Annotated in this window: 9 protein-coding genes; 4 read left to right on the forward strand and 5 right to left on the reverse strand. The window is 67.3% G+C overall.

The window, feature by feature from the left end; genetic code table 11:
* Window positions 1-340: 340 nt before the first annotated feature.
* From fusA to D6682_05730, 5 genes are all read right to left on the reverse strand, one after another.
* Window positions 341-2,419, reverse strand: coding sequence for an elongation factor G (gene fusA, locus D6682_05710; GenBank protein RMH50993.1), 2,079 nt, complete (start codon window positions 2,417-2,419; stop codon window positions 341-343).
* 58 nt (window positions 2,420-2,477) lie between these two features.
* Entirely contained in the window at window positions 2,478-2,948 is a 471-nt protein-coding gene (locus tag D6682_05715) for a 30S ribosomal protein S7 (GenBank protein RMH50994.1), read from the reverse strand.
* 39 nt (window positions 2,949-2,987) lie between these two features.
* Window positions 2,988-3,359 (reverse strand): 30S ribosomal protein S12, encoded by a 372-nt coding sequence (locus D6682_05720; protein ID RMH51001.1) that lies wholly within the window; start codon window positions 3,357-3,359, stop codon window positions 2,988-2,990.
* A gap of 172 nt (window positions 3,360-3,531) precedes the next feature.
* Window positions 3,532-5,346 (reverse strand): carbamoyl transferase, encoded by a 1,815-nt coding sequence (locus D6682_05725; GenBank protein RMH50995.1) that lies wholly within the window; start codon window positions 5,344-5,346, stop codon window positions 3,532-3,534.
* Window positions 5,291-7,225: a sulfotransferase family protein gene (locus tag D6682_05730; protein ID RMH50996.1), complete on the reverse strand. Its 1,935-nt coding sequence runs from the start codon at window positions 7,223-7,225 to the stop codon at window positions 5,291-5,293. Before D6682_05730 ends, D6682_05725 begins: the two co-directional genes overlap by 56 nt.
* 1,299 nt (window positions 7,226-8,524) lie before the next feature.
* Between D6682_05730 and D6682_05735 the strand changes: the two genes are divergently transcribed.
* The 4 genes from D6682_05735 to D6682_05750 all read left to right on the forward strand — a co-directional run.
* A complete protein-coding gene (locus D6682_05735) occupies window positions 8,525-9,673 on the forward strand; it encodes a glycosyltransferase (protein ID RMH50997.1) in 1,149 nt (382 codons plus the stop codon).
* Window positions 9,674-9,820: 147 nt separating this feature from the next.
* Window positions 9,821-11,083 (forward strand): O-antigen ligase domain-containing protein, encoded by a 1,263-nt coding sequence (locus tag D6682_05740; protein ID RMH50998.1) that lies wholly within the window; start codon window positions 9,821-9,823, stop codon window positions 11,081-11,083.
* Entirely contained in the window at window positions 11,080-11,979 is a 900-nt protein-coding gene (gene rfbA / locus D6682_05745; protein ID RMH50999.1) for a glucose-1-phosphate thymidylyltransferase, read from the forward strand. Before D6682_05740 ends, rfbA begins: the two co-directional genes overlap by 4 nt.
* 327 nt (window positions 11,980-12,306) lie before the next feature.
* The coding region (locus D6682_05750; protein RMH51000.1) for a hypothetical protein at window positions 12,307-12,408 on the forward strand (102 nt) is incomplete at its 3' end.

A 12,408-nucleotide genomic window follows, 5' to 3' on the forward strand; every position in this document is an offset into this window, starting at 1 on the left:
ATCTTTACCCCATCGCAAACCGTCCGTCCGTGGACGTTTTGCTTGACGGCGATCGAAGAGCGCGCTCTTCGATTCCCTCACAAAGCCATCGCTTGCTTACGCAAGCTCTCGATTTGCGCGGCCCTCCTGGCCGCGGATGCCGACTTCTTGCGAAGTCGTCATCTTTACCCCATCGCAAACCGTCCGTCCGTGGACGTTTTGCTTGACGGCGATCGAAGAGCGCGCTCTTCGATCCCCTTACAAATCCTCCGCTTGCATCCGCAAGCTTCGGATTTGCGCGGCCCTCCTGGCCGCGGATGCCGGCCCCACCGCGCCGGGGCCGAAGTTACTCTCTCGGGAGCTACCCCTGCACCCGGGCGATCACCTCTTTGGCGACGTTGCCCGGCACCTCCTCGTAATGCTTGAACTGCATCGTGTAGTTGGCCCGCCCCTGGCTGAGCGAGCGCAGGCTGGTGGCGTAGCCGAACATCTCGGCAAGCGGCACCTCCGCTTCCACGCAGCGGGCGTGCCCCCGCTCCCCCATGCCCAGCACCCTGCCGCGCCGCCGGTTGAGGTCGCCGACCACGTCGCCCATGTACTCCTCGGGAGTGATCACCTCGACATCCATGATCGGCTCGAGCAGCACCGGATCGCACAGGGCGGCGCCGGCCTTGAACCCCATCGAGCCGGCGATCTTGAAGGCCATCTCCGAGGAGTCGACCTCGTGGTAGGAGCCATCGAAGAGCGTCACCCGCACGTCGACCATCGGGAAGCCGGCGAGCACGCCGTTCTGCATCGCCTCTTCCACCCCTTTGGCCACCGCCGGGATGTACTCGCGCGGCACCACGCCGCCGACGATCTGGTCGACGAACTCGAACCCTCCGCCCGGCTCCAGCGGCTCCAGACGGAGCCAGACATGGCCATACTGGCCGCGGCCGCCGGACTGGCGCACGAACTTCCCCTCCGCCTCGTGGGAGCTGCGGATCGTCTCGCGGTAGGCCACCTGCGGCCGGCCGACGTTGGCCTCCACCGAGAACTCGCGCTTCATCCGGTCGACGATGATCTCCAGATGGAGCTCCCCCATGCCGGAGATGATCGTCTGACCCGTCTCGTCGTCGGTATGGACGCGGAAGGAGGGATCCTCGGCGGCCAGCTTGGAGAGCGCCACCCCCATCTTCTCCTGGTCGGCCTTGGTCTTCGGCTCGATCGCCACCGAGATCACCGGATCGGGGAACTCCATCCGCTCGAGCACGATTGGTGCATCCTCGGTGCAGAGGGTGTCCCCGGTGGTGGTGAACTTCAGCCCCACGGCGGCGGCGATGTCGCCCGCGCGCACCTCCTTGATCTCCCTGCGGTCGTTGGCGTGCATCTGCAGCAGCCGACCGATGCGCTCCTTCTTCCCCTTGACCGGGTTGACCACATAGGAGCCCGACTGCAACACACCGGAATAGACGCGGAAGTAGGTGAGCGAACCGACATAGGGGTCGCTCATCACCTTGAAGGCGAGCGCGGCGAAGGGCTCGTCGTCCGAGCTCTTGCGCTCCACCTCGCCCTCGACCCCATCGACATGCCCCTTGATCGGCGGCACGTCGACCGGCGAGGGGAGATAGGCGACCACCGCATCGAGCAGGGTCTGCACCCCCTTGTTCTTGAAGGCGCTGCCGCAAAGCACCGGCACCAGCTCGATCCCCAACACCGCCTTGCGGATGCAGCGATGGATCGCCTCCTCGGAGATCTCCTCCCCTTCGAGGTAGGCCTCCATCAGCGCCTCGTCATGGACCAGCACCGCATCGAGCAGCGCCTCGCGATACTCCTCGGCCTGCTCCCGCAACTCGGCGGGGATCTCCTCCACCGTGTACTCCGCGCCCATGGTCTCGTCCTTCCACAGGATCGCCTTCATCCGCACCAGATCGACCACACCGCGGAAGCCATCCTCGCTGCCGATCGGCAGGTTGAGCGCGACGGCCTCATGCCCCAACCGCTCCTTGATCTCCTCGATCACGCGGAAGTAGTCGGCCCCGACCCGGTCCATCTTGTTGACGAAGGCGATGCGCGGCACCCGGTAGCGGTCGGCCTGGCGCCAGACCGTCTCCGACTGCGGCTCCACGCCGCCGACCGCGCAGAAGACGCCGACCGCCCCGTCGAGCACGCGCAGGGAGCGCTCCACCTCGATGGTGAAGTCGACGTGGCCCGGCGTGTCGATGATGTTGATCTGATGCTCTTTCCACCGGCAGGTGGTCGCCGCCGAGGTGATGGTGATCCCCCGCTCCTGCTCCTGCGCCATCCAGTCCATCGTGGCCGCGCCGTCGTGCACCTCACCGATCTTGTGTGAGACACCGGTGTAGAAGAGCACCCGTTCGGTGGTCGTCGTCTTGCCTGCGTCAATATGGGCCATGATGCCGATATTGCGCACGCGCTCCAATGGGGTCTTGCGCGCCACGATCCCTTACTCCTTGACCGTATCCGTATTCGAAAGAACGAACGCCGCCGGCGGCCGGCTACCAGCGGAAATGCGAAAAGGCCTTGTTCGCCTCGGCCATGCGGTGGGTTTCGTCCCGCTTCTTGTAGGCACCGCCGCGCTCCTGCACGGCGTCGGCGATCTCCCCGCCCAGACGCTCGGCCATGGTGTGCTCGCTGCGCTTGCGGGCGTACTCCACAAGCCAGCGCACCGCCAACGACTCCTGCCGCCGCTCGGTCACCTCCACCGGCACCTGGTAGGTAGCGCCGCCGACCCGACGGGACTTCACCTCCACCAGCGGCTTGACCGCGTCCAGCGCGCGATGCAGCAGCGCCAGCGGCTCCGCACCGCTCTTCTGCGCCGCGATCTCCATCGCCCGGTAGACGATCCCCTCCGCAAGCGACTTCTTGCCGTCGCGCATCACCTTGTTGATCACCGCCGAGACCCGGACGTCGCCGTAGCGCGCGTCGGGGGCGACAGGCCTGCGGTTTGGAGGACCCTTGCGTGGCATCTGGACGTTACCCTCTTCCCGTTGCTTATGAAACTTCTGCTACTTGGGCCGCTTGGCGCCGTACTTGGAGCGCGCCTGCCTGCGCCCTTCCACCCCGGTCGCATCCAGCACCCCGCGCAGGATGTGGTAGCGCACACCCGGCAGGTCCTTCACACGGCCGCCCCGGATCAGCACCACCGAGTGCTCCTGCAGCCGGTGCCCCTCGCCCGGAATGTAGGCGGTCACCTCGTAGCCGTTGGTCAAACGCACGCGGGCCACCTTCCGCAGCGCCGAGTTGGGCTTCTTCGGCGTGGTGGTATAGACGCGCGTGCAGACCCCGCGCCGTTGCGGACAGGCCTGCAGCGCCGGAACCTTGTTGATCTTCCGTTTGTCGCGTCTCGGCTTGCGAATCAACTGGTTGATGGTCGGCATATCCACCTCGGATCGGGAGTGCGCGGCTTGCGGGCCTGCCGCGAAGGGCGGCGAACCGTAGCGACCACCCTTTGGGGTGTCAACAAAAGCGAAGGCCCCTCCGGGCGAACGACCAAAAGGCTTCCCGCCCGGAGCGCAAGCGCGGCGCACAGCCCTTCCTCCTGCGAATAGCTCAGCCGTTCACCACCAGGAGATCGGCGCAAATGAGCGCGTCGAGTTCGCCCTGCATGAAGGCGCGTACCGCATCGACCGCCGTGCAGACGATCGGCTCCTCGTGCATGTTGAAGCTGGTATTGATCAACGCCGGCACTCCGGTCCGCCGGTGGTAGGCGGCCAGGATGGCGTAGACCTCCGGGTTGTCCTCACGGCGCAACACCTGCGGCCGGGCGGTGCCGTCGACATGGATCGCCGCGGGGATGTTCTCTTTGGCCAGCTCCGACGCATCGTAGGTGACGGTCATGAAGCGCGCCGCCACATGCTCGGGCCGCCAGGCGGGGAAGTAGTCGCGGGCATGCTCCTCCATGATGATCGGCGCGAACGGCATGAACTCGGTTCGCCGCAGCCTGGCGTTCAGCCACTGATTGATCGACGGATCGTCGCACGAGGCAAGGATCGACCGGTTGCCCAGCGCGCGCGGCCCGTACTCCATCCGACCGGCGGCCCTGGCCACGACCTTCCCTTCGGCCAACAGCCGTGCCGCCTCCCCGGCGAGATCCTCCGGCCTGCTCCAGGCAAGCCCCGCCTCCTCGATCGCCGAGCGCGCCTCTTCCGCACCGATATCCGGCCCAAGGTAGACCGATTGGAGAAAACGGGGCTGCAATCCCCCTTTCTCCTCCGCCAGGGCGGCGAGCGCCGCGCCGACAGCCAACCCTCCGTCGCCCATATTGGGATGGACATAGATGTTGTCCACCTCCTCCATCTCCAAAATGCGCTGGTTGAGCTTGACATTGGCAAACACCCCGCCGGCCAGGGCGAGCAAACGGCAGCCGGTGGAGGAGCAGTAGTCCCGCACCATCTCCACGACCAGCCGCTCGACCGCCTCCTGAATACCGGCGGCGATATCCTCGCGCGAGGCTCCCTCGCAGAGCCTCTCCAGAAACCGGCGTGCCCGGGGGTGACCGGGACGGGAGACCAGCAGGGTCAACTCCGCATCGAACAGTCGATCCCACGCCCCGGGTCGACAATGGCTCAACAGCCGTTCGGCGAGCGCACGGCCGCGGCCGTACGCCGCCAGCCCTACGATCTTCCCCTCGTGGCGGTTGGGTGTGAAGCCCAGAAATCCGGTAAACGCCGCATAGAGGTTGCCGATCGAGTTCAGCGCATCGAAATCGGCCAGCCTGGTCAACCTGCCATCCGCTCCGTGCCAGAGACTCCCCGAGGCGAAATCCCCCTGACCATCGAGCGTCAGCACCAATACCGGCCGGCTGCCGAACGGCGCGCAGTAATAGGCGGTGGCGGCATGACAGTGGTGGTGATCGGTCCGGTAGAGCGAGCGCGGATGCAGCCATTCCGGCAGGGTCCGCCGTCGATGACGCAACAGGCGCGCCCAGCGGCCGTGTTGCTGCTTCCAGTAGTATCGGCGCAGCGCCGCGTCCCCTTCCGACACCTCGTGAAGATGGCGGAAGAGGCGATCCAGCATCGGTTTCTGTCGCCAAGGCGACAGCCACGTCGACGCCGCGGTGGAGGGATGGCCACACTCCCGGGAGACATAGGCCAGTGATGCAAACGGAAAGCGCACATCCTGCTTGATGCGGGAGAAGCGCTCTTCATTGCAGGCCGCGACCACCCTCCCTTCCCGATCGATCAGGGCGGCACCCGAGTCGTGCGATCCCCGCTCCGGCCGATGGGCGCTGTCGCCGTTGTAGCCGATGATGCAGCCATCCGTCATCCGCCTCCTCCCGGCAGCCCGATGACGGCACTCCCCACGAGCATCAGAGCAGCCCCTCCTGCTCGAAGATGCGGCGCAGCGGCTCCAACTGGCGCGCATACCTGCGCCAGCCGGAGACCGAATCGCGGTAGATCGGCCGCCGCACCTGGGCGATGCTCGCCGTCTTGACCTGGCTTCTGGCGCGGTGGAACTGCAGGCAGCGGTCGTCCCACTCCAGGCCGCAGAAGTCGAGCAGCTTGCGCGTCTCCTCCTGCTGATGCTCGACCAGCGCCTCGTAGCGCAGGGTGTAGAGCCGGTCGGCCGGCAGGATCCGCCGCCAGTGGTCCATCAGTCGCTGGAAGGCGCAGTAGTAGCGGCCGAGATCCTCCAGATCGTTGCCGTAGCCGAAGGCTGTTCCCTCGAAGCTGTGGCGGAAGATGGAGAGGCAGTGGTCCATCGGATCGCGCTGCACCAACACGATGCGCGCATTGGGCAGAGCACGGTGGATGGCGCCGAGGTAGAGGGCGTTGGTCAACGACTTGTCCGCCACCCGCACCCCCTCCGGCAGGCCGACGGAAATCTCCCGCAGGTAGGTCGCACCGAGTCTGCGCCACCCCTCCGCCGGGCTGCGGGCGAGCTCCTCGAGCGTCAGCGTCCCATCCCCCCGATCGAGCACCGGCAGGGCGACGGAGGAGAAGACCCCGCTCTCTCCCTTGCCTGCCACCCGGGGATGGGCGGCGAGGATCTGCTCGGTCAGCGTGCTGCCGCAGCGCGGCATGCCGACGATGAAGATCGGCGCCGCATCGAGCCCGCTGTCCACCGGCGGCAGATCGGGCGAGAAGGCGCAGGCGATCGCCTCCATGTGGTCGATCTCCGACTGCACGTCGTAGGAGCGGGCGATGCGCTGTAGCCGGTTGCCTTCGCTCCAGTAGTCGAACGCCTCCTCATGCGCCCCCAGATCGGCCATCGCCCTGCCCAGGGCGAAGGCGAGCTCCATCCTGTTGCGCGTCCTGGGCCGGCAGTCGCGATGGCGGGCGTCCATCGCCTGCAGCAGAGGATCCGCACGATCGGTGAAGCGCTTGAGCTGGGCCAGCCTGATCATGGTGGCGATATCGCGCGGCAACATGCGGTGGCGCGCCTCGAGCAGGGCGACCGCATGCGGGATCCGTCCGGTCTCGGCATAGAGCTCGGCCAGCCGCATGGTCGCTTCGGGCTGGCCGGGGATGCGATCGAGCAGATCGCGCAACAGCGCCTCGGCCTCCTCCACCCGGCCGGTGGTCTGCAGCGCCAGGCTCAGGGCGACGGCGGCCTCCGGCTGGTCGGTCCGGCGACGCAGCAGCCGCTCGGCGATCGCCACCGCCTCCCGATGATACTCGGGCACGGAGGTGGCGCAGAGCGCCCGGCAGAAGTCGGCGGCGATGGCATCCTCCGGCCACCGCCTCCCCGCCATGGCCGCGCGGTATTCGCGCACCGCCGCCAGCGGCATATCGTGGTTGAGGTAGAGCTGGGCCAGGTTGGCGTGGACGGCGCGGGCCGCGCGTCGATCCCCGGCATCGAGGGCGGCGCGGAAATGGCGCTCGGCCGTAGCGAGCCGGCCGCAGTCGGCCGCCATCATGCCGCGCAGGTTGTGCACGTCGGCACTGCCGGGCACCATGGCGTCGATCCGGTCGCAGCAGGCGGCACAGGCGGCGAAGTCGCGGCGGAAGAAGGCCGCCTGGGCATCCTGCAGCAGGGCCGCGATCCGGCGCCGCTCGGCGGAGGTGATGCGTCGTGTTCCCTTGGCCATATCACCTTGAAGACGAAAAAGGCAAGAAGAAAGGGGGCCCGCAGGCCCCCTCTCACCACGGAACAGAGCTCCGTGTACCGGCTTAGAACAGCCCTTCCAGATCGAGCAGCAGATGCTTCTTCTTGGCGTTGGCCACGAAGCCGTTGTTGTTCGCCGTGTCGTAGGAGACCGAGAACTCGAAGTTCTGGTAGATCTCGTAAGTGGCGGCGACATTGAACATGGTCTGCTTGGTGCTGGCAGCCGCCGTGGTGAGCTTCTGCGCACCGAAGCCGACACCGATCAGGAAGTTGTGCAGCGGCTTGAGGTCGAGCCGCAGGGAGTAGCCATCCTCCTTGCTGTTCTTGGCCGCACCGCTCACGAAGAGGTTGCCATTGGCGGCGGTGGACTTGTTGGAGGAGGGGGCGTTGGCGTAGTCGGCATAGAGGCCGTAGCTCATGTCGCCCATCTCGCCCTGCAGCTGGGCGCCGAGCCAGAACACCTTGCCCTCGCCGGCGACGACCCCCTTGACCTGCTGGGTGCCGCTGATGGTACCGATGGCGAAGATCGCCTCGGCGCCGCCGAGCTCGGTGGTCAGCTCGCCGTAGACCATCGGCAGGAAGGAGGGGCCGGTGACACCGGTCGCGGTATCGAGCGCCACACCACCGGCGGCGATCACACCGAGGTCACTGCCGACCCAGCCGGTGACCGCCGTGGTAGTTGCACCGGGCGTGCCGGTCGCACCGGCCACATTCCCTTGGGCGGCATTGACGATGTTCTCGAAGGCGGTGAGGCCCTTGCCGTTGAGCTTGCCGCCGTTCTGGCCGTAGGCGCTCATCAGCTCCATGCCGGCGGTGGGGCCGAAACCGGAGTTCTGGATGCTGAAGCCCAGCTTGTAATCACCCATGTCGAAGGAGTTGATCAACTGGAAGTTGTTGGCGCCGGTGGTGGTGTCACCGCTACCACCGCCGAACTCGACAAAGGCACCGGTGTTGGTGCCGACGCGACCGGCCATGATCAGGTTGGTGTCGGTCGGAACTTTCCAGGTCACGGTCGAGGTGACCGTCCCGTTTGCCGCGGTGGTCTTGCTGTTGTCATACTGCGCACGGAGCACGAAGGTGGCGTTGAGCACCGCCGGCAGCGACAGGTTGTCGTCCTCGACCAGCGCCTCGTCGCCGACGTCGGTGAATGCGCCCATCTTGAAGGCGCGGGCCATGGAGGTCATGGCCGGGAAGGTCTGGAAGTGGCAGGACAGACAGGCAGCGCCAGTCTGGCGTGCGAAGGCCGGCACGGCTTCGGAGGTGGTCGGCGCGACAGCGATGCTGGAGGCGGCGACCACCGCGAAGGCGGCGGCGGATACGTAAGCTTTCTTCATGATCAGCTTCTCTCCTCTCTCTTTATTTCAGATTGCGACCCGCAGGCCGTTGGAACAATGCGGTGCGGGGGCTCCCCCGACACGGGGCGAACCGTCGGCGGGCGGAGGCAACGCGTCAACACCCCCGAGGCCATCGTGTAACATTTTGACACACTCGTGCGATCCGCGGGCGTCGCGTACGGCCTCGGGCTAGAGTGCGGCGGGTGGAGACCCCGCGACCCCCGCTCTGTTTCGTCCTCACCAGCCTCGCGCGCACCGGCGGCGTGGAGCGCGACGCCCTCAAGGCGATCCTCCGGCTGGCCGGGAAGGGGCGGACGATCCACATCACAGCCGGCTTCGTCCGCCCCGGCGTGCGCGAGGCGCTGGCCGACCTGCCGGTGGTCTGGCACCCGATCCGCGCGCCGGTACGCCCGCCCGCGCTCTCCCAGCTGCTGATCTGGTTGCAGGCGCGGCGCGTCGTCGCCCGCCTGCGCCGGCGCCACCCCGGGCTGCGGGTGGTCGGCTTCGAGCCCAACCCGCTGCTCGACTGCTGGATCGGCGCCACACCACAGGCGCTGTGGCGCCAGGCCAAGCGCCGGGCGGGGCTGCCCCCCTCGCTCAAGCCGGGGATCTCGCTCTGGAACGGCTGGGCCGAGCGGCGCCTCTCGACCCGGGCGGAGCACATCGTGGTCTACAGCCGGCAGGCGCGGGCGTGGTTCGTCCGGCATGGCGTGGCCGAACCCCGATTGAGCGATGTGATCATCCCGTGCGACACCGACCGCTTCCACCCGACGAATCCGCCGATCGCCGACCGGTGTGAACTGTTGATCATCGGCGCCCACCCGCGGTTGAAGGGGATCGACATCATGCTCGATGCGTGGCGGGAGATCGCCCCCCGCTTCCCCGAGCTGCGGCTGCGCATCGTCTGCAAGGGGTGGAAGGTGCCGGCGCTGGTGCGCAAGGCCGGCCTGCCGCGGGTGGAGACCGCGCCGGTCATCGCCGAGCCGGAGGCCTACTACGCCCGGGCGCGGCTGGTGGTGATGCCGTCGCTGTTCGAAAGCTGGGGCAACGTGCCGCTGGAGGCGCTGGCCTGCGGCGTGCCGGTGGTGGTCTCGCGCCAGGTGCCCTCATCGATGGTCGTGACCGCGCCGTGGCAGGGGGCGGTGATCGAGCGCGCCGGAGGTGGGGACGGGGCGCGGCTGGCCGAGGCGGTGGCCGAACAACTGCTCCGGACGGAATCGGAGGAGCTGATGGCCCGCCGCCACCGGTCGGTGGTCGAGTTCGTGGCGGCGCACGAGACCACCCTCTCCTGGCTGGAGCGACATGCTTGATGGTTTCGCAAGCAACCATCATCGCGACCATGGAGGGTCGCGCAAATCCGGAGGTTGCAGACGCAACCGACGGATTTGTAAGGGAATCGAAGACAGCGTTCTTCGATTGTCGTGAAGCAAAAAGTCCACGGACGGACGTTTTGCGGTGTGATCATGGTTAGCCGCGCGCCGCCGGAGCGGTGGGAGCGTGCGCTGTGGTATGCCTTCCTCCTCGCCTGGATGCAGGGGATGGCGCTGCTCAATGTGGCGTGGGGGCTGCTGCTGCCGGTACTGCTGCGCCGTCTGCCGGAGGCATGGCGGCAGTTGCGCCCCCGGCGGATGGTGGTTGCGGTGGTCGGGGCCTATCTCGGCTGGCGGATCCTGACCACGCTGTGGGCCGATGCCCCACGCCAGGCGATGGTCGGGCTGTTCGACGACGCGCGCGCGCTGACCATCGGTCTGGTGGCGCTGGTGATGCTGGAGCATCGGCGGGAGCGCGTGCGGGCGGCGTGGCTCAGCTTCGCCGGCGTGGCCCTGCTCAGCTGGTGGTCGCTGGCCTGCCAGCTCACCGATGCCGGACTGCGCACAACCGGCCACACCATCTACGGCACCTTCGCCCACCTCAACTATTCGGCCACCTACAGCATGATCGCCATGCTGATCATGCTCCACCAGTTGACCCGAATGGCGTGGAGGCAGGGACGGTGGATGATCGCGGGCATCGTCCCGATCGCCGCCATGCAGATTCCGCTGGGCAGCCGGACGGTGCTGTTGGCGGCGCTGATCGGCTGCCTGCTGTTCGCGCTGTGGCGCCGGCAACGCAGGGTGGTGCTGGCGCTGGCAGGGGCGGGCCTGCTCATGGGCGGGCTGGCCTGGTCGGTGCCGCACTGGACAGGGCAGTTCTCCTCGCTCTCCGCCATCGAGGGACAGCTGCAAGGGCGGCGCACCATGCCCTCGCTGCAGATCCGGCTGGAGATATGGGGGCTGCTGGTACAGATTACGAGAGATCACCCTTGGGGCCTCGGCCCGCGCAACCACGGCTACATCGACCTGCGTCCCTACCGGGGCTGGATCGAACAGCACATGCCGACGGCGCTGTCGGCCACCTTCGGCGCCGACGCTGAGGTGACGGAGGAGAGGTTGCATCTTCTGCTCTACGACCCGCACTCACAGTATATGGAGGCGCTGGTCGACGGCGGCATCGTCGGTCTGCTGTCGCTGCTGGCCATGTTGGCGCTGCCGGTGGTGCTGGCGCGCGGGAGCGACATGCCGGACGAACTCTTCGTCGCGGCGCTGATCGTCTGCTGGATGTACGCCTGGAGCGGACTGACGGTGACCATCTTCCATCAGGCGGGGCTGATCATCTACTTCCTGCTGCTGGCGCTGCTGCTGCGCGAGCGGAAGGAATGCCCACAGGGGGAGCGACCATGACACCACCGTTGCGCGGCATCATCCTGGCCGGAGGGGCGGGGACACGGCTGCATCCGCTGACGCTCGCGGTGAGCAAACAACTGCTGCCGATCTACGACAAGCCGATGATCTACTATCCGCTCTCCACCCTGATGCTCGCCGGCATCCGCGAGATCCTGATCATCTCCACCCCGCGCGACCTGCCCGCCTTTCGGCGGGTCCTGGGCGACGGCGGCCGATGGGGGCTCTCCCTCTCCTACGCCGAGCAACCCACCCCCGGCGGACTGGCGCAGGCCTACCGGATCGGCGCCGATTTCGTCGCCGGCCGTCCCAGCTGCCTCATCCTCGGCGACAACCTGTTCCACGGCCACGGGCTGGAGCGGCTGCTGCGCCGGGCGGCCGGCGTGGTCGCAAAACAGGGGGGCGCCACCATCTTCGCCTGCCATGTGCGCGCTCCGGAGCGGTACGGCGTGGTCGCCTTCGACCGTGCGGGGAAGGCGGTCTCGATCGAGGAGAAACCCGCCCGCCCCGCCTCCAACTACGCCGTGACCGGCATCTACTTCTATGACGCCTCGGTGGTGGAGATTGCGGCGTCGCTGACGCCGTCGGCCCGGGGAGAGCTGGAGATCACCGACGTCAACCGCGCCTATCTGGCGCAGGGAGCGCTGCGGGTGGAGCGGCTGGGGCGCGGCATCGCCTGGCTCGACACCGGCACCCACGGCTCGCTGCTCGAGGCGGGCAGGTATGTCGAGATCATCGAAGAGCGGCAGGGACTGAAGGTGGCCTGCCTCGAGGAGATCGCCTGGCGGCTGGGCTACATCTCCGACGAGGCACTGGCAGAGGCGGCCCATGCCATGCGCAACAACGGCTACGGCGCCTACCTCGCACGGATCCTCCAGCAGGGGCGTACGGCATGACCCATCGGGTGGCGCGCAGAGATACCCCCCGCCTCGGGAGACGGAGCGCGGCACGGATGCGATTTTGCATCACCGGCAGGAAGCGGCTACCATCGCCTTGGATCCGGTTGGGCGACGCGGAAGATGGGCTCCGATCCGAATGCGACATCTGCCAGACCAGGCCTTCATGGACGATGGTTTCGCAAGAAGCCATCATCTGCGACCAGGATGGTCGCACAGAGCAGGCGCCTGCGCATGCAGGCGAAGGTTTTGTAAGGAGGTCGAAGACCGCGCTCTTCGAGCCCCGTCAAGCAACAAGTCCACGGACGGACTTGTTGCGATTCGATCATGGCTGACCGGCTCCCCATCGGCATCCAGACCTTCGCCACCATCCGCGAGGGAGGCTACTGCTACGTCGACAAGGGGCCGCTGATCCAGCGCATGGTCGAG

The organism is Zetaproteobacteria bacterium (assembly GCA_003696765.1).
Taxonomy (GTDB): Bacteria; Pseudomonadota; Zetaproteobacteria; order Mariprofundales; family J009; genus RFFX01.

Excerpts from the sequence above, each read along its gene's own strand:
- D6682_05725 (RMH50995.1), bottom strand. The coding sequence starts at position 5,346 with ATGCGCGCCAGTTGGAGCCGCTGCGCCGCATCTTCGAGCAGGAGGGGC.
- D6682_05720 (RMH51001.1), bottom strand. The coding sequence starts at position 3,359 with ATGCCGACCATCAACCAGTTGATTCGCAAGCCGAGACGCGACAAACGG.
- D6682_05730 (RMH50996.1), bottom strand. The coding sequence starts at position 7,225 with ATGTCGCCGCCACTTACGAGATCTACCAGAACTTCGAGTTCTCGGTCT.
- rfbA (RMH50999.1), top strand. The coding sequence starts at position 11,080 with ATGACACCACCGTTGCGCGGCATCATCCTGGCCGGAGGGGCGGGGACA.
- D6682_05715 (RMH50994.1), bottom strand. The coding sequence starts at position 2,948 with ATGCCACGCAAGGGTCCTCCAAACCGCAGGCCTGTCGCCCCCGACGCG.